Below are 17206 nucleotides of genomic sequence, written 5' to 3'. Positions count from 1 at the left end.
GCGCGTCGAGGCGCTGGACCGGACGTGCCCACCGCCAGCCAGGCCGGCCTGCCCGGCTTCGAGGTGAGCTCGATGTTCGGCATCGTGGCCCCGGCCGGCACGCCGGCGCCCGTGATCGGACGGCTCAACGGCGACCTGAAGAAGATCCTGGCCAAGCCGGACGTGCAGGCGTCGCTGCTCAAGCAGGGCGACCATCGCCACCTGGACCTCGCCGGCCGATGCCCGCGCCCGCGTGTCGGCGGAAGTGGCGCGCTGGACCAAGGTCATCGACGAGGCGGGTCAAGCCGGAGTAAACCGGCCCGGCCCGGCCCGGCCCGTCGCGGCCCCGGCTCCGCTTGCGCGGGGCGGCCCGTTGACGCAGCGCCGCATGGCGCGCCGGCCCGTGCCTGGGCGCCGCGCCTTTGCCGCAATGCACATTGTGGTTGACCCCGGAAGGACTAGGCCGTAATGTACTTTGCGAGCCATCCAAGGACGGCGGGGGGATACCAATGACTGAGCATCAGGACGACAAAGCGGTCCTGTATACGCATTTCGGTACACACAGCCCATATTGGCGGCTAGCCGGCGACAGCGATGCCATCGAGCTCGCCGCCGTGAAGGGGGCCACCAACATCGCGATGGCGCTGCGCCCCGAACAGGCCGACAGCATCCGTTCGCTCACGGGCATCACTTCCAGCCTGCGCATCGACGTCACGCTTTACGGCGACCCGATCCGCCTGCACCTCGTCGGCCGGAAAATCGGCCCCAACGAATGGGCCGGCACCGCATCCGCCCTGGCCGACACCGAATCCGTGGCAAAAGACCTGGTCGAGGGCCTTTCGTTTGCCGAGACGGTGGTGTCCGAGGCCAACTCCGTCATCGTCATCGTCGACCAGCACGGCCGCGTCCAGCGCTTTAACAAGCTCAGCGAGGAATACACCGGCAAGCGCGAGCAGGACATCGTGGGCCGCAGCGTCTTCGAGATGTTCATGACGCGCGAGGAAGCGGCCGCGTCCCGCCGCAACATCGCCGCCTTCTACCGGCACGGCCATTCCTACGAGGTCGAGCGCCTCATCAACACCGTGAAGGGGCCGCGGCTCTTCCTGTTCCGCAACAAGTTCGTCACCAGCGGCAGCGGCGAGAAGCGCGTCTACCTCATCTGCTCGGGCACCGACATCACCGAAGAGCGCCAGGCGCAGGAGCGGCTGCGGGTGCTGGCCAATACCGACATGCTCACTGACCTGCCCAACCGCCATGCCATCACGGAGCGGCTGAAGCGGGCGCTTTCCGCGGGCGGGGGCGGACGCGGCGGGGTGCTGTTCCTCGACCTGGACAACTTCAAGCGCGTCAACGACCACTACGGCCACGGTTTCGGCGACCACCTGCTGAAAACCGTGTCGGTGGCCATTTCGAGCTGCCTCTCGGAAGGCCAGACGCTGGCCCGCCTGGGCGGCGACGAGTTCATCGTGCTGCAGGAACACGCCCAGGTCTGGGAGCTGGAGGCCACCGCGCAGCGCATCATCGAGCGTCTGCGCGAGCCATTCCGGCAGGGCCTGATCGAGGTCTACACGAGCTGCTCCATCGGCATCGCCATGTATCCCGACCATGGCGCCGACCTGGACAGCGTCGTGCGCAGCGCCGACATCGCCATGTACGTGGCGAAGGAAGCGGGCCGCCACACCTACCGGGTCTTCCAGCCCGATATGGACCGCCGCAACGCCGACTACGTATGGCTGGACACCAACCTGCGCAAGGCGCTGGCCGAAAACCACCTGATGCTCTACTACCAGCCCAAGCTGGCCAGCCGCACGGGCGAAGTCGACGGCGTGGAAGCCCTGGTGCGGTGGCGCTCGCCCGAGCGCGGCCTCATCGGCCCCGACGTGTTCATTCCCTATGCCGAGGAATCGGGCCTTATCTCGCAGCTCGGCGTGTGGGTCATGCGCGAGGCGGCGCGCCAGGCCGCCGAATGGCGCAGGCAGGGCCTGGACATCCGCATCGCGATCAACATGTCGGCGCGGCAGCTCGACGACAAGGGCGTGGTCAGCGATTTCATGCGGGCCATCAGCGACGCAGGCGGCGAGTGCATGCTCGACATCGAGCTTACGGAGAGCTGCCTGGTCGAAGACGAAGACGCGGCCATCGGGCTCATCAAGCAGTTCCGCCAGCTCGGCGCGCGCGTGCACATGGACGACTTCGGCACCGGCTATTCGTCGCTGTCGCAACTGGCGCGCCTGCCGCTGGACGCCATCAAGCTCGACGCCAGCTTCGTGCGCGGCGTCAACGAAAACCCCGTTTCGCAGGCGCTGGCGCGCGCCATCGTGGCGGTGGCCCGCACCCTGGAGCTCAAGGTGATCGCCGAAGGGGTGGAAACCCACGAAGAAACGGCGTTCCTGGATACGCTGGGCGTGGACGCCAAGCAGGGCTACCTGTACGCCAAGCCCATGCCCGGGCCGGAGTTCACGGCCTGGCTCAACCGGCGCAGCCGCCTGCACCTCATTGCCTGAATGGCGTGTTCGCGATCGCGAAGCCGCCGGGGCGGCTCCGCAGGCCGGTCCGCGCCGCGCTCAGTGCATGGTCGCCTCCATGGCGGTTTCACCGCTGGCCGCGCTGCGGCGGTTCTGGGCGATCACCAGCCGTTCCATATAGGCCCGGTCTTTCGGGTCGATGGAGAAGGCGGCTTCCACCCAGTCTTCGGTGATGTCCATCAGTTCCGAGCGCGACAGCGCCAGCACGCGCTGGCGCGCGCGCAGCATGGCGCGCATGCCGTTGAGCTTGGGCCGCATCACGTCGATGAAGGTGCGCGTGGCCCGGTAGGCCTCGCCGGGTTCGAACAGCACGTCCACCAGCCCGCGCGCATGGAACCATTCGGCCGTGTGCGATTCGCCGGTGCCGATCAGCTCTTCGGCCAGCTTCATGCCCGAGCGGCGCGCCACCAAAGAGTAGCCGCCCATGCCCGGGAACAGATTGAAGGCGATTTCCGGAAAGCCCAGGCGCGCGTTGTTCTGGGACAGCACGAAGTGGTGCGCCAGCGCCGCCTCGAAGCCGCCGCCCAGCGCCGTGCCTTCGATCATGGCCAGCGAGATGGCGCCCGTGTCGAAGCCGCGGGTGGCTGCGTGCACGCAATCCACGCACGCGCGGGCATAGGCCCGCAGCGCTTCGCGCTTGCCGTTGCGGATGGCTTCGGCGAAAAAGTTCAGGTCGCCGCCGACGTTGTAGATCTGGGGCACCAGCGAGCCCGTGACCCAGAAGTCGATCGGCAGGCCGGAGTCCTTGGCGGCGCGCGCCAGCGTCATGATCTCGTCGATCAGTTCATGATTGAAGCAGGGCCGCGGCTGCGCTCGCAGCATCATCCACATGACGCGTCGTCCCTCCTCGTAGTACGCGGAGATCTGTTTCAGATTGCCGGCGGCGGTAAAGGGGTGGCAGTCCTGATGAATGAATTGATTCATTTGCTTTCGTCCAATCGGTCAAGGTGAGTCGAAGTACTGCGTAATCAGACTAATCCAGAGAACTCGTCCTTCGTCTCATGCAAAACTCCGCCGGTTGGCCAGACTTGTCCGTAGGCCAAAGTCGGGAGTGAAACCGCCGGGAAACGCCGCCGCGCCGCGGCGCCCTCCCACCGTTGGCGGAAGGGCGGGTGGAGAAAAAGGATGAGGCGCCGCCCGAGAACCCGCATGGCGCCGCGCACGCGCGGAACGGGGCCGGCAAGCCCGCGGTTCATGCATAGGGAGGAGTCGGGAAATCGGGTGCGCCGGCCGGTCTTCCCCGCCGCCGGCCCAGATTCTTCCTATATACGAATGATTATCATTATCTATAGCATCGCGACTCGCATCACCACACAACGAGGCTCGCGATGTCTGTTTCCACTCTCTCCCGCGCCCTGGGCCTGGGCACGCTGATTCTTGCCCTGCCTTTGCCGCCGGCTCATGCGGCCACGGCGCACCTGCCCGCGCATCCGCATCGGACGGCGCGGACGCCGACGATCCGCGCGTGTCCGAGGTCGACACGGCGACCCGCACGCGCACGCCGGCGCGCGAGGTGCCGCAGGCCATCGACGCGGTCAAGCTCGACGAACTGCGCAAGTACGGCGCGTCCACGCTGGGCGAGGCGCTGGCCGGCATCCCGAACGTGTCCAGCGCACAGGACACGCGCTTTGACGCGCTGCGCATCCGCGGTTTCGCTGCCGGCAGCGATTTCTATCTCGACGGCATCCGCGACGACAGCCAGTACGTGCGCGACCTGCGCAATATCGAGCGGGTGGAGGTGCTCAAGGGGCCGGCGGCCGTGCTCTACGGACGCGGAAGCCAGGGCGGCATCGTCAACCGGGTGAGCAAGGCGCCGCAGCCCGGCCGCGAATCCAGTCTCGAAGCGCAGGCGGGCAGTTGGAACCTGCGCAGCTTCTACGCGGACCTGAGCGCCGATCCCGGCGACTCGGTCAGCCTCCGCCTGAACGCGGGCCAGGAAGAGCAGGACAGCTTCCGCCGCCGCATTGAGGGCACGCGGCAGCTCTTCGCGCCTTCGGTCCATTGGCGCGTCGCGCCGGGCCTGGACTGGGTGGCCCAGTACGAATACAGCCGCTACCGGCGCACGCCCGACCGGGGCGTGCCCGGCGTGGACGGCCGCCCGGCCGATGTGGGCCGCCGCGCCATCTACGGCGACCCCGGGCGCGACTACATCGACGACCGCGCGCGCGGCTTCCGCTCGCGGCTCGCCTACCGCCTCTCGCCCGATTGGCAGGTGCGCCACACGCTGGGCGTCTTCCGGCTGCACAGCGAGTTCGACAATACCTACCTCACCGGCTATCGCGCGGCCACCGGCAAGGTAGGCCGCGTACGCTGGCAGCAGGACCTCAACACCCGCAACATCGTCAACAACCTGGAAACGGAAGGGCGGTTCCATACCGCGGGCATCGAGCATCGCGTGCTTGCGGGGCTGGAGTTCGGCGACCAGCAACGTTCTCCCACGCTGCATCGGGCGGCGTCGCGGGGCCCGGGCGCGCGGCCGGTGCCCCAGCTCGATCTGTACCGCCCCGATCTGTCGCAGCAGCACCAGGGCGCCATGGAGCTTGCCAGCGACGCCCGCCACCAGGCGGAAAGCCGCGGCTTCTATCTGCAGGACCAGATCCGCTTCAGCGGGGCGTGGAGCGTGCTGGCCGGGGTGCGCCTGGACCGCTTCCGCATCGAATCCGCCAACCGCGTGCTCGGCATGTCGGCTTCGCACCGCAGCCGCGGCGTGAGTCCCCGCCTGGGCGTGGTCTGGAGCCCGCTGCCCGCGCATTCGTTCTATGCCTCATACAGCAAGACCTTCTCGCCCACCGGCGGCGGCACGATCGGCATCGCGCCCAACGCCCGGGGCAACGCCAACCGCCTTCCGCCGGAGCACACCCGCCAGTACGAGGCGGGCGTCAAGAGCGACTGGCTGGGCGGCGGCCTGAGCACCACGCTGGCGGTCTATCAGCTCGAACTCTACAACCGGCGCACGCGCGACCCGGACGATCCCTCCTTCATCCGGCTCACCGGCCTGCAGCGTTCGCGCGGGCTGGAGCTCACCGCCGCGGCCGGCTGGCCGCGAACTGGTACCTGCGCGGCGGGCTGGGCCTGCAGCATGCCTCCATCGTGAAGGACGGCAACGGCATGGCCGGCCGGCGCGTGGGCAATGTGGCGCAGCGCAACGGCGGCATCTACCTGGCTTACCGGCCCGCCGAGGGCTGGCATGGCGAAATCGGCGCCACGTTCATGGGCCAGCGCTATGCCGACAGCGCCAATACCGTGACGCTGCCGGGCTACGCGCGCTGGGACGCGGCGGTGGGCTACCGACAGGCGCGCTGGGACTGGACCCTGGCCATGCGCAACCTGGCCGACAAGACCTACTACGCCTCGGCCGCCAGCGCCGGCCAGATCCGGCCGGGCGACGCCGCGCACCGTGGTGGCCACCGCCAGGTACCGCTTCTGAACGGACAACGGCCGGCGTTCAGGCCAGCCCGCCATTGGCGCGCAGGATCTGGCCGTTGATCCAGCCGCCGTCGGGGCCGGCCAGGAACGACACCACGCCCGCGATGTCCTCGGGCTGGCCCAGGCGTTCCAGCGGCGGCATCTTCGCATAGCGTTCGATGAGCTCCGCGCTCTTGTCCTTGAGGAAAAGCTCCGTGGCCACCGGCCCCGGCGCCACGGCGTTCACGGTGATCCGGCGGCCGCGCAGCTCATTGGCCAGCACGCGGGTAAAGCCTTCCACTGCCGCCTTGCTGGCGATGTAGGCGCCGTAGCCCGGCAGGTTCAGCGCCAGCGTGGTGCTCGACACGTTGATGATGCGGCCGCCCTCGGCAAGGCGCGTGGCCGCCAGGCGCAGCGTATTGAACGTGCCGCGCGTGTTGAGGTCGAAGGCCTGGTCGTACAGCGCATCGCTGGTGTCGGCCAGCGGCGCCAGCTTGAGCATGCCCGCGCTGCCCGAGCGGGGCCGGCGGACGGAGCGGAACGAGAAAAGGGTCGAAGGGACGGCAGCGGGTTGGCCGCGCAGGCGGGATTTCAGACGAAACATACGGATCTCCAGAGGGGAAAAAGCGCGGCGGCCATTGCCGCGCCCTGTCCGCATCATCCCGCGCCGCGCCTCGCCCCGCGGCCGCGGTGAACGGATTTGCCCACCCCGGCAGGCACGAATGAAAAAGGCCACCGCTTGCGGTGGCCTTCGTCGGCGGCCTGGCTGGACCCGCGCCCGCCGCGTTCAGCGCGCGCGCCAGTAGCGCACGTATTCCGAGACGCCGGTCTGCACGTCGCGCATGGGCGCCGTGAAACCCGCGGCCCGCAGATTGCGCACGTCGGCCTGGGTGTAGCTCTGGTAGCGGCCCTTGAGATCGTCCGGAAACGGGATATAGCGGATGAGCTGCTGCTCCACGAGCTGGGCCAGGGTCAGCGTGGCCTCGCCGCGTTCGGCGCGCAGGGCATTGACCACCGCCGCCGCCACGTCGTTGAAGGGCTGGGCGCGGCCCGTGCCGCAGTTGAAGATACCCGACCGGCCGGGGTTGTCGAGAAAATGCAGGTTCACCGCGACCACGTCTTCGACCGAAATGAAATCGCGGCTCTGGCCGCCGTCGGCGTAGCCGTCCCAGCCCGCGAACAGGCGCACGTGGCCGTGTTCGAGGAACTGATTCATGTTGTGGAAGGCCACCGAGGCCATGCGGCCCTTGTGCTGTTCGTGCGGGCCGTAGACGTTGAAGTAGCGCAGGCCCACGACCTGGGCCGTGAGCGTGTCCATGCGCTGGCGCAGCACCTGGTCGAACAGCAGCTTGGAGTAGCCGTAGACGTTCAGCGGCCGCTCGTTGGCCGGATCTTCCGCATAGGTGGAAGACCCGCCGTAGACGGCGGCCGACGAGGCATAGATGAACGGCACGCGGCGCGCCTGGCAGAACTCGAAGAGCTCCAGCGTGACGCGATAGTTGTTGTCCATCATGTACCGGCCGTTGCGCTCGGTGGTGTCGGAGCACGCGCCCTGGTGGAACACGGCGCGCACCTCCGGCAGCTCGCCGCTGGCCACGCGCTGGCGGAATTCGTCTTTGTGCAGGTAGTCGGCGATGCGGCAATCGACGAGGTTGAGGAACTTGTCGCCCTCGGTGAGATCGTCGACCGCGATGATGTCCTCGATGCCGCGGCGGTTCAGGCCCCGCACCAGGTTGCTGCCGATGAAGCCCGCGGCTCCTGTAACGATGATCATGGGGATACTCCTGCCAGTTCGGCGGCGGTGACGACGGAGGTGCCCAGCTTGCCCACGGCGATGCCGCCGGCCCGGTTGGCCCAGTCCATGGCTTCGGTCCAGGGCAGGCCGATGGCGCGCATGACGGCCAGCGTGGCCAGCACGGTGTCGCCCGCGCCGGACACGTCGAACACCTCGTGGGCCTGCGCATCGGTATGCGCGCGCCCTGCGTCGGTAAACAAAGTCATGCCCTGCTCGGACCGGGTGACGAGCAGGGCTTCCAGCTCCAGCTCCGAGCGCAGCCGCTGCGCCCGCTCGGTGAGCTCGGATTCGCTGTTCCAGCGCCCCACGGCCTGCTGCATCTCGGCGCGGTTGGGCGTGACCAGGGTGGCGCCGTGGTAGCGGACATAATCGTCGCCCTTCGGATCGACCAGCACGGGAATGCCCGCGGCGCGCGCCTGGGCGATCATGGGCTGCACGCGGGCCAGCACGCCCTTGGCATAGTCCGACAGCACGATGACATCGTGGCTGGCCAGGTGCCGCGCCACCGCGGCGTCGATCTCGTCGAGCGCCCGCGTCTCGGGGTGCTGTTCGAAGTCCACGCGCAGCAGCTGCTGCTGGCGCCCCAGGACGCGCATCTTCAGCGTGGTGTGCAGACTGGCGTCGACGATGAGATCGGCGTTGATGCCGGCTTCGGCGGCCAGGCGCCGCACGCTGTGGCCCGCCTCGTCCTCGCCCAGCACGCCCACCAGCGTCACGTGGCCGCCCAGCGCCGCCACGTTGCGGGCGACGTTGGCCGCCCCGCCCAGACGGTCTTCGCGGCGCGCCACGCGCACCACGGGCACCGGCGCCTCGGGCGAGATGCGCTCGACTTCGCCGAACCAATACCGATCCAGCATGAGATCGCCCACCACCAGGACGCGGCTGTGCGAAACGGCTTCTGCGGGAAATGCGTTCATTCGGTTTCTTCCAGACGGCGCGGCGCGTAGGTTTCCCATGCGTTGCAGCCAGGGCACTGCCAATAAAAGCGACGGGCCTGGAAGCCGCAGCTGCGGCAGGCGTAGCGGTCCAGGCGTTGCGTATGTTTGTGGATCAGGCTGCGCAGCAGGGTGAGGTCGGCGCCGGGCACGGGGCCCTCCACGCCGGACTCGCCATCGGCCGTGGCCAGTTCGGCCTCGAGCAGGCGGTCCAGGCCCAGCAGCGAGGGGTGGTGGCGCAGCGCCGAGCGCGCGAACGCCCAGGCCGGCGCGGCACCCTGCTGCGCCCGCAGCTCGCGGAACACCACGTTGAAAAGGTCGAGCGACGCATGCCGGGCATACTGCTTTTGCAGCAGGTCGAGGCCGGCTTCCTGCTGGCCGGCGTTCCGGTAGTTGGCCAGCAGCTGCTCGGCCACCAGGCCGGCGAATTCGGGCGCGTCGGTAAGGATGGACTCCAGGTAGAGACGCTCGCGCTTCGGGTCGTTCTCGAGCAGCGCCAGGCGCGCGCGCAGCATTGCGGTGCGCACCATGGCGCCCTTGCCGCCGGCCGCATCGGCCGCGTGCAGGGCATGGTCGGCGGCATCCAGCGCGGCATGCGCGGCATCGGTGTCGGCGGGCTTGGCCGACAGCGCAGACTGCGCCTGCTCGCAGTAGTAGTGCACGATCTGCGGCACGGGCTCGTCCACCAGCCCGTGCAGGGTCTTGACGGCCTCGATGGCGCGCGGCCAATCGTGCTCGGATTCGTAGATGCGGATCAGCGAGCGCAGCGCGGGCAGCGCGTAGCGCGTGTCCTTGAGCTGCTTGAATCCCGCTTCGGCGCGGTCCAGCATGCCCGCCTTGAGGAAATCCTGGGCCAGCTCGTGCTGCGCATGCTCGCGCTCGGCCGCGGGAAGGTCCGCGCGATTGAGCAGGCTCTGGTGCACGCGGATGGCGCGCTCCATTTCGCCGCGCCGCCGGAACAGGCTGCCCAGGGCGAAGTGCAGTTCGGTGGTTTCCGGGTCGAGCTTGGCCACCTCGACGAAGGCGTCGATGGCCTGGTCCGGCTCTTCGTTGAGCAGGAAGTTCAGCCCGCGGAAATAGGAGTCGGGCAGGCTGCGCGTCTCGCGCAGCATTTGCCGGAAATCGAAACGCGCGGCCAGCCAGCCCAGCGCGAACAATACCGGCACGAATATCAGCAGCCAGGGTTCGAAATCCACTATCGGAGCTCTGTTTTCTTATTCAGACGAAAAAATCGGGACGCCTGATCCGGATCAGAGCGGCGACATGGGAGCCACGGCCTCCGGCGGCACCGACGGCGTGGTGCCCGCGACGGCGGCCTGGATGCGTCCCAGCTCGCGGCGCAGGCGCATGGCTTCGCGGCGGCGTCGCATGGCGGCCGGCACGGTCAGCAGCAGGCCGAAGAGCGCGCCCACGACGAAGGCAGCCAGCATGACCACGATGAGGGGAACGTCCTGCACCACGTAATCCGCGTAGAACCTGACGGCCACCGGATCGGTGTTTTTCAGGGCGAACATCAGAACGGCAATGAAGACGAGCAATCGCAGGGCCCAGACGAGGTAGCGCATGACGCATGCTCCTATGAATTCAAGACTGTCAATTGTAAGCGACAAGCCGGCCGCCGCACCCGGCTTTTGCCCCCCCGGGGGGAGCGCCGGCAAGACGATCGCCGGAACATGGTCGGCCGGAAAAAACAAAGCCCCTCGGAAATTCGAGGGGCTTTGCACGCGGTCGGATCTGCCCGGGGGCAGCCGCGACTGCCGCGCCGTCAATGCATAGCGTGCAGACTGACCATGGACGGCATCGGCTCGCCCGATCCGGAGGATGAGGCGTCCTCTTCGTTGCCGCCAGCCACATCCACCCGCTCGCGCAATTCCTTGCCCGCCTTGAAGTGCGGCACCTGCTTGCCAGGCACCAGCACCTGTTCGCCGGACTTGGGATTGCGGCCGATGCGGGGGGATCGCCGCGACAACGAAAAACTGCCGAAACCCCGGATCTCGATGCGCTGGCCCGAGGCCAGGGCCTGGGTCATGGCATCGAGAACGGTCTTGACGGCGATATCGGTGTCGCGGGCGGCCAGCTGAGGATAGCGGGCCGCCAGGGCGGCGATCAGCTCCGACTTGGTCACTATTAACCGTCGTTGCGCTGTTGGTCCAGCTTGGCCTTCAGCAGCGCGCCGAGGTTGGTCGTGCCCGAGGAGGCGCTGGCTTCAGACATGCGCTGGATGGTTTCGGCGGTCTCGGCGTTGTCGCGGGCCTTGATCGACAGCTGGATCGAGCGCGTCTTGCGGTCGATGTTGACGATCATGGCTTCGATGTTCTCGCCGGCCTTCAGCACGGTGGTGGCGTCTTCCACGCGGCCCGAGGAGATCTCGGAGGCGCGCAGGTAGCCTTCCACGTCCACGGACAGCGTCACGACGGCGCCCTTGGGCTCGACCGACTTGATGGTGCCCGGAACCACGGCGCCCTTGTCGTAGGTGGCCACGAAGTTGTTGAACGGATCGCCTTCGAGCTGCTTGATGCCCAGCGAGATGCGCTCCTTGTCGGTGTCGATGCCCAGGACCACGGCTTCGATCTCGTCGCCCTTCTTGAAGTTGCGCACGGCTTCTTCGCCCGATTCCGTCCACGACAGGTCGGACAGGTGGACCAGGCCGTCGATGCCGCCGGGCAGGCCGACGAACACGCCGAAGTCGGTGATCGACTTGATGGCGCCGCGGACCTTGTCGCCGCGCTTGAAGTTCGTGGCGAACTCTTCCCACGGGTTCTGGCGGCACTGCTTCATGCCCAGCGAGATGCGGCGACGGTCTTCGTCGATCTCGAGGACCATGACTTCGACTTCTTCGCCCAGGGTCACGACCTTGCGCGGATCGACGTTCTTGTTGGTCCAGTCCATTTCGGACACGTGCACCAGGCCTTCGATGCCGGCTTCCACTTCGACGAACGCGCCGTAGTCGGTCAGGTTGGTGACCTTGCCGAACAGGCGGGTGCCTTGCGGATAGCGGCGGGCCAGACCTACCCACGGGTCTTCGCCCAGTTGCTTGACGCCCAGCGAGACGCGGCTCTTTTCCTGGTCGAACTTGAGCACCTTGGCTTCGACTTCCTGGCCCACTTGCAGGACTTCGGAGGGGTGGCGGACACGGCGCCAGGCCATGTCGGTGATGTGCAGCAGGCCGTCGATGCCGCCCAGGTCAACGAACGCGCCGTAGTCGGTGATGTTCTTGACCACGCCCTTGACCACTGCGCCTTCGTGCAGGGTTTCGAGCAGCTTCTGGCGCTCTTCGCCCATGCTGGCTTCCAGCACCTGGCGACGCGACAGGACGACGTTGTTGCGCTTGCGGTCGAGCTTGATGACCTTGAATTCGAGGGTCTTGCCTTCGTACGGGGTGGTGTCCTTGACCGGACGCAGGTCCACCAGCGAACCCGGCAGGAACGCGCGGATGCCGTTGGTCATGACGGTCAGGCCGCCCTTCACCTTGCCGGTGATGGTGCCGGTGACCAGCTCGCCGTTCTCGAGGGCCTTTTCCAGTTGCAGCCAGGCCGACAGGCGCTTGGCGCGGTCACGCGACAGGATGGTGTCGCCATAGCCGTTTTCCAGGGAATCGATGGCCACCGAGACGAAATCGCCGGGTTGCACTTCGAGTTCGCCCTGGTCGTTCAGGAACTCGTCCAGGGGAATCAGGGCTTCGGACTTCAGGCCGGCGTTGACGACGACGAAATTGTGGTCGACGCGAACGACTTCGGCGCTGATGACCTCGCCGGACTTCATGTCCTGGCTCTTGAGGCTCTCGGCAAACAGATCGGCAAAGCTTTCGCCGCCGGTAGCGGTAGTGGAAACGGAAGACATGGGATTGAAATCCATTGGGCCGGATGGCCGTTAAAAACACACCGCAGCGGATTGCCCGCCACAGTGGAGTGAAAACACCTGCCCGCGAACGCCCCGGCAAGAAGAGCCGGCAACGGCGCCCTGGCGGAAACAGGGCCGGAAAAACCACCCGCGGAACGCTCCGCATGAAACCGGCGCTTGCCGGAAGCTGCGGGACACCGCGGGGCACTGCATGATGCGGACCGCCTTTTCGGCGCATCCGCGCCCGCCCGAAGGCGGAAAATCGTGGCACCAGGCGCCGGGCCGGCGCAGCAACAGGCTGTCGTGCCCGGTGCGCCCTTACCCCTTACCTTTTGCTCTTGCCCTTCACCCTTATTTCGCCGTTGGCGCTTTTACGCTGCCCCCCGCTCCGGCCTCGCGCCAGAAATCGAGAATGGCCTGCACGGTTTCGGCGATCGTCAGATTCGACGAATCCAGGATTCGCGCATCCGGCGCGGGAGCCAGCGGCGCCGCGGCGCGCTGGGTATCGCGGGCGTCCCGCTCGCGCATATCCCGCAAAAGGTCATCCAGGTTAGCAGAAATTCCCTTTTCGATCAACTGCTTACGGCGCCTTTCGGCCCGCGCCACCACGTCGGCCACCAGGAAGACCTTCAGGGCCGCGTCCGGGAACACCACGGTGCCCATGTCGCGGCGTCCGCCACCAGGCCCGGCGGCTGGCGGAAAACCCGCTGGCGCTCGAGCAGCGCCTGCCGCACGCCGGGAAACGCGGCCACGCGCGAGGCGAAATTGCCGACTTCCTCACGGCGGATGTCGTGGCTGGCCTCCGCGCCGTCCAAGTAGACGTGGGGCCGATCGGGATCACGCGCTCGAAGCGCCCGTAGTAGCGCTCGGAGAACTGCCGCGCATTGTCCTGCGATTCGGCGCGCTTCTCGCCGCGCAGCGTCAGCGCCCCGTTTTCGAGCAGGACCTCCACGTCCTTCTTCTCCAGCCCGGGCAGCTCGGCCGTAACGCGGATACTCTCGCCCTCGTCTGTCACCTCGATGCTGGGCCAGCCGCCGAACGCCCGTCCCGCGGGATAACCCATGTCGAAACTGCGGAAAACATCGTCAAACAGCCGATTCACTTCGCGGTGCAGGGACAGAAACGGGTTTTCCTCTTTGTCGCGATAAGCGGCAGGGGCCTGGGAGTTGCGGCCCCAAGGAATCAGATCACGTACGCTCATAATCTTTCTCCTATCGAATCGGCCGGGCCTCTGTCGGCGACAGCGCCCGCCTTTGACCAAAACCCCCGGCCGGCCTGTCGGCGGCCAGCGATGTAAATGTAGGTGCAGCGAAAGGAATTTCAAGAGGGGAAGCGGGCGGGCGACGGATGCGCGTCCGACGTAAACCGGGCGCCGACGCCTGCCCGGCAGGCCGCTCATTCAAGCGCCCGCCGGCACGATTTCCCGTGAACGAAAAAACAAACAAAAAAGCCGCCTGGTCATTGACTGGCGGCTTTTTCAGTTTGCCGTGCCTGGCGGCACTTGCAGGAATTTGGTAGGCGGTATTGGAATCGAACCAACGACCTCCACGATGTCAACGTGGCGCTCTAACCAGCTGAGCTAACCGCCTGCAAAGAAGAAAAATTATATATGGCTTTTTTGCGGTTTGCAAATCGCTTTGTCTTGTTTTGCCTTTCGACCCAGCGTTTCGCGTTGTGCGCCTGACTCGCGCCGATACCGCTGCAGCGACACTACCAAAACGATGCCACAAACACTTTTCTTCAGCCCGCATCGGCGTTTTGCACCGCCGAAACGAAGTCCAAAATTTTAGCAGAATTTTTTATGCCTGGGGAATCTTCCACACCGCTGCTGACATCGACCGCCCAGGGGCGGATGCGCCGGACGGATGCGCCCACGTTTTGCGCATTGAGGCCGCCGGAGAGAATCACCGGACGCGCCGCGGCATCGGCCAGAAGGCCGGCGAGCAAGTCATGGTCGAAGGCCAGGCCGCTGCCGCCGTAGCCGCTGCTGTAGCTGTCGAACAGCCAGCCCGATGCATCGCCGTAGGCGCGGCAGTGTTCGGCCAGGCCCGCGGCGGTATCCAGGCCCGGCGCGCCCACGCGGAAGGCCCGCAAGTAGCGGCGCCCGTAGCGCGCGCAGGCTTCGGGGGGCTCGTCGCCATGGAACTGCAGCAGATCGGGGCCGACCTGGTCGAGCACGGTGCGGACCTCGGTTTCGGAGGGATTGACGAAGAGCGCCACCACGTCCACGAAAGCCGGCACGAGGCGGCGCAGTTCGGCCGCGCGCGCGGGCGCCAGGCAGCGCTTGCTCTTGGCGTAGAACACAAAGCCGATGGCGTCGGCGCCGGCGGCCACGGCCGCTTCGATGTCGTTTTCGCGGGTGAGGCCGCAGATCTTGATACGGGTACGCATGTTTCTCTTGAGCGGCGCCGTCATGCGCGGCGCGAAAAGCCAGTATATCCGCCGCGCCGCGCTCAGCCGGACGAGGCATCCGGTCCCAGGCTCAGGCCGAGGTTGTCGAAGCTGGTCTCCGCGAGACGGAACCAGGGCGCCTGCTTGTCGCGAAAGCTCTTCATGCTCTCGTACAGTTTCTTGAACATCGGGTCTTTCGCGCCCAGCTCGTCGTAGAGCTGCAGGGACGCGTCGCGACAGGCCTGGAGCACAGGCCGCGGAAATGCCTTGAGCTGCGCGCCGCGCGAAACCAGCCTGTGCAAGGCGTCGGGATTTCCGGCGTCGTATTTGGCGAGCATGTTGCCGCTGGCCATGCGGCAGGCGAGCTCGAGCGCGGACTGATACGACTTGGGCAGCTCGTCGTAGGCATCCTGGTTCACGTAGAGCGAAAGCTGCAGCGTGCCGGCCCACCAGCCGGGAAAATAGTAGTTGCGCGCGACCTTGTAGAGCGCCAGCCCTTCGTCGTCATAAGGACCGATCCAGGCGACGGCATCCACCTCACCCTGCTCCAGGGCCGTGTAGGCGTCGGGCGCGTCCACGTCCACGGGCGTCGCGCCCAACCGCGCGAGCACCTGCCGCGCGAAACCGCCCGCCTTGACCTTGAGCCCACGGAAATCATCCGCCGTCTTGATCTCCGGGCGAAACCAGCCGCCCATCTGGGCGCCGGTATAGCCGCAAGGAAAATTGAGAATGTTGTGCTTGTCGAAGAGCACGCGAGTCAGGGCCAGGCCGTTGCCCTGGATCATCCATGCATGCATCTGGCGCGTGTTCAGGCCGAACGGCACCGCGCCATCGAAGCAGAGGGCGGGGTCGATGTCGAAATAGCGCGTAGACGCGGTGTGTCCGCAATCGGCGACCCGGTCACGCACCGCCTGCAGCACCTGCCCCGCCGGCGCGAGATCGCCGGCCGGAAAGATCTCGATCTGGAAACGCCCGTCGGTAACGTCGCTCAGGTAGCGCGCGACGTCCTCGGCGCCGGCGAACAACGTGGGCGACTCATACGGAAAACTCGACGCCAGGCGCCACGAAATGGACGGCGCGGTCTGCGCCACGACGGGCGCGGCCAGCGCCGCGCCGCCCGCCGCGGCGCCCAGGGCGGTCTGCTTCAGGAATGCGCGGCGTTGCATGGCAAGCCTCCGGGTGCGAGTCTGTAAAAGAGCGCGGCCCGCGGCAGCGCTCAGGATTGGGTGAAAGGCGACAACAGCGTCGCTGCGCCGTCGAGTTCGCGCAGGCCAAACTCGGGCGGATACTCGATGGCGGACAGGTACAGGCCGTCGGGAGCAAAGGTGGGCGCGCCCTGGCGCCGGTCGCGGGCGGCCAGGAGCTGCGTCATCCACGATACCGGTTCGCGGCCCTGCCCGATCTGCAGCAATGCGCCCATGATATTACGCACCATGTGATGCAGGAATGCGTTGGCCTGCAGGGTGAACACCAGGAACGGCCCCCGCTCCGCGATGTCCAGCCGGCGCAGGACGCGCACCGGATGGGCGGCCTGGCACTGCGAAGAGCGGAAGCTGGAGAAGTCGTGTTCGCCCAGCAAGACCTGCGCCGCTTTGCGCATGGCGTCCACGTCCAGGGGATGAAAGCTCCAGCCCGCACGTCCGGCCCACAGCGCCGGCCGCACCCTTCCCCTGAACAACAGGTAGACGTAGGTGCGCGACCGGGCCGAAAAGCGGGCATGGAAATCGCCCGATACCCGTTGCGCCCACTGCACGGAAATCGTGGGCGGCAGGAAGGCGTTCACGCCTCTTACCCAGGATTCCGTGCGGCGGTCCAGGGCCGTGTCGAGGTGTATGACCTGCATGGCCGCATGCACGCCGGTGTCCGTGCGGCCGGCGCAAATCGTGGGCACCGGGTCCGGAACGTCGCAAAAGCGGGCCAATGCCGCTTCCAGCGTATCTTGAACCGTTTGCCGATGCGGCTGAGTCTGCCAGCCTTGCCAGGCGGAACCGTCATAGGCCAGGCCCAGCGCCATCCTGCCGGTATTCAAACCCTCGGACCCCCGGCGTGGCGAGGCTCGTCCGTGGGCGGTTCGTCCAGGTCCAGATTGATGCCCTTGAGCTTGCGATCGAGCGCGGCCGCGTCCAGCGCCGGCTCGCCATAGGCGTAGGTTTCTTCGTCTTCGTCGCCGCGCCGCGTGCCCGCGCGGCGCAGCAGCCACGCAATGGCGAAGGCGACCAGCGCCAGCACTGCCGTCACGATGACGAGCAGATTGTCCGCCAGCCAGGATGGCATGCCGGAATCCTCCGTTTTGTTGATGGGCGGCGTGCGGCCCGCGGCTGCTCCGCCGCGCCAGG

13 protein-coding genes, 1 tRNA gene and 5 pseudogenes are annotated in these 17206 nt (G+C 67.1%); 4 read left to right on the top strand and 15 right to left on the bottom strand.

Features of this window, described 5'->3' with window-relative positions; genetic code table 11:
- Nucleotides 1-280, top strand: a pseudogene (locus AD428_RS27680) (tripartite tricarboxylate transporter substrate-binding protein); the annotation flags it as partial.
- A 208-nt stretch (nucleotides 281-488) separates the two neighbouring features.
- A complete protein-coding gene (pdeR, locus tag AD428_RS09190; RefSeq protein ID WP_053244950.1) occupies nucleotides 489-2483 on the top strand; it encodes a cyclic di-GMP phosphodiesterase in 1995 nt (664 codons plus the stop codon).
- Between the two features lie 60 nt (nucleotides 2484-2543).
- On the opposite strand, the gene AD428_RS09185 is transcribed toward pdeR, so the two are convergent.
- Entirely contained in the window at nucleotides 2544-3428 is an 885-nt protein-coding gene (locus AD428_RS09185; RefSeq protein WP_053244949.1) for a crotonase/enoyl-CoA hydratase family protein, read from the bottom strand.
- A 541-nt stretch (nucleotides 3429-3969) separates the two neighbouring features.
- On the opposite strand from AD428_RS09185, the gene AD428_RS09180 reads away from it, so the two are divergent.
- The gene (locus AD428_RS09180; protein WP_235489578.1) at nucleotides 3970-5598 is read left to right on the top strand and encodes a TonB-dependent receptor; all 1629 of its coding nucleotides are present in this window, start codon (nucleotides 3970-3972) and stop codon (nucleotides 5596-5598) included.
- Complete coding sequence (locus AD428_RS27675; RefSeq protein ID WP_235489574.1) at nucleotides 5595-5990, top strand: TonB-dependent receptor domain-containing protein; 396 nt, start codon at nucleotides 5595-5597, stop codon at nucleotides 5988-5990. The genes AD428_RS09180 and AD428_RS27675 overlap by 4 nt, the downstream gene beginning before the upstream one ends.
- Here AD428_RS27675 and AD428_RS09175 read toward each other — a convergent pair.
- The 14 genes and pseudogenes from AD428_RS09175 to AD428_RS09115 form a co-directional block, all read right to left on the bottom strand.
- A pseudogene (locus AD428_RS09175) lies at nucleotides 5950-6420 on the bottom strand (SDR family oxidoreductase); the annotation flags it as partial. The gene AD428_RS27675 and the pseudogene AD428_RS09175 overlap by 41 nt on opposite strands.
- A gap of 276 nt (nucleotides 6421-6696) precedes the next feature.
- Complete coding sequence (gene rfaD, locus AD428_RS09170; RefSeq protein ID WP_053244948.1) at nucleotides 6697-7683, bottom strand: ADP-glyceromanno-heptose 6-epimerase; 987 nt, start codon at nucleotides 7681-7683, stop codon at nucleotides 6697-6699.
- Entirely contained in the window at nucleotides 7680-8621 is a 942-nt protein-coding gene (gene rfaE1 / locus AD428_RS09165) for a D-glycero-beta-D-manno-heptose-7-phosphate kinase (protein ID WP_053244947.1), read from the bottom strand. The genes rfaD and rfaE1 overlap by 4 nt, the downstream gene beginning before the upstream one ends.
- Nucleotides 8618-9835 (bottom strand): lipopolysaccharide assembly protein LapB, encoded by a 1218-nt coding sequence (gene lapB, locus AD428_RS09160; protein WP_053244946.1) that lies wholly within the window; start codon nucleotides 9833-9835, stop codon nucleotides 8618-8620. Before lapB ends, rfaE1 begins: the two co-directional genes overlap by 4 nt.
- Before the next feature lie 54 nt (nucleotides 9836-9889).
- Entirely contained in the window at nucleotides 9890-10204 is a 315-nt protein-coding gene (locus AD428_RS09155) for a LapA family protein (RefSeq protein ID WP_053244945.1), read from the bottom strand.
- 200 nt (nucleotides 10205-10404) lie between these two features.
- Nucleotides 10405-10764, bottom strand: a complete 360-nt coding sequence (locus AD428_RS09150; protein WP_053244944.1) for an integration host factor subunit beta — start codon at nucleotides 10762-10764, stop codon at nucleotides 10405-10407.
- A 2-nt stretch (nucleotides 10765-10766) separates the two neighbouring features.
- Complete coding sequence (gene rpsA, locus AD428_RS09145) at nucleotides 10767-12479, bottom strand: 30S ribosomal protein S1 (RefSeq protein WP_053244952.1); 1713 nt, start codon at nucleotides 12477-12479, stop codon at nucleotides 10767-10769.
- A 351-nt stretch (nucleotides 12480-12830) separates the two neighbouring features.
- Nucleotides 12831-13312: pseudogene (gene cmk, locus AD428_RS26030) on the bottom strand ((d)CMP kinase); the annotation flags it as partial.
- Nucleotides 13313-13368: 56 nt separating this feature from the next.
- Nucleotides 13369-13542, bottom strand: a pseudogene (locus AD428_RS29415) (Hsp20/alpha crystallin family protein); the annotation flags it as partial.
- A 449-nt stretch (nucleotides 13543-13991) separates the two neighbouring features.
- Nucleotides 13992-14068, bottom strand: a tRNA-Val gene (locus AD428_RS09135).
- Between the two features lie 151 nt (nucleotides 14069-14219).
- Nucleotides 14220-14870 (bottom strand): phosphoribosylanthranilate isomerase, encoded by a 651-nt coding sequence (locus AD428_RS09130; RefSeq protein WP_053244951.1) that lies wholly within the window; start codon nucleotides 14868-14870, stop codon nucleotides 14220-14222.
- Nucleotides 14871-14932: 62 nt separating this feature from the next.
- Complete coding sequence (locus AD428_RS09125) at nucleotides 14933-16036, bottom strand: TRAP transporter substrate-binding protein (protein WP_053244943.1); 1104 nt, start codon at nucleotides 16034-16036, stop codon at nucleotides 14933-14935.
- Nucleotides 16037-16086: 50 nt separating this feature from the next.
- A complete protein-coding gene (gene truA, locus AD428_RS09120; RefSeq protein ID WP_053244942.1) occupies nucleotides 16087-16884 on the bottom strand; it encodes a tRNA pseudouridine(38-40) synthase TruA in 798 nt (265 codons plus the stop codon).
- Nucleotides 16885-16895: 11 nt separating this feature from the next.
- Nucleotides 16896-17206: pseudogene (locus tag AD428_RS09115) on the bottom strand (peptidoglycan-binding protein LysM); the annotation flags it as partial.

This window comes from Achromobacter sp. DMS1 (assembly GCF_001270295.1).
This window is presented reverse-complemented; position numbering and strand designations above follow the sequence as displayed.

Excerpts from the sequence above, each read along its gene's own strand:
- pdeR (WP_053244950.1), top strand. The coding sequence starts at position 489 with ATGACTGAGCATCAGGACGACAAAGCGGTCCTGTATACGCATTTCGGT.
- AD428_RS09185 (WP_053244949.1), bottom strand. The coding sequence starts at position 3,428 with ATGAATCAATTCATTCATCAGGACTGCCACCCCTTTACCGCCGCCGGC.
- rfaD (WP_053244948.1), bottom strand. The coding sequence starts at position 7,683 with ATGATCATCGTTACAGGAGCCGCGGGCTTCATCGGCAGCAACCTGGTG.
- rfaE1 (WP_053244947.1), bottom strand. The coding sequence starts at position 8,621 with ATGAACGCATTTCCCGCAGAAGCCGTTTCGCACAGCCGCGTCCTGGTG.
- AD428_RS09155 (WP_053244945.1), bottom strand. The coding sequence starts at position 10,204 with ATGCGCTACCTCGTCTGGGCCCTGCGATTGCTCGTCTTCATTGCCGTT.
- rpsA (WP_053244952.1), bottom strand. The coding sequence starts at position 12,479 with ATGTCTTCCGTTTCCACTACCGCTACCGGCGGCGAAAGCTTTGCCGAT.
- AD428_RS09130 (WP_053244951.1), bottom strand. The coding sequence starts at position 14,870 with ATGCGTACCCGTATCAAGATCTGCGGCCTCACCCGCGAAAACGACATC.
- AD428_RS09125 (WP_053244943.1), bottom strand. The coding sequence starts at position 16,036 with ATGCAACGCCGCGCATTCCTGAAGCAGACCGCCCTGGGCGCCGCGGCG.
- truA (WP_053244942.1), bottom strand. The coding sequence starts at position 16,884 with ATGGCGCTGGGCCTGGCCTATGACGGTTCCGCCTGGCAAGGCTGGCAG.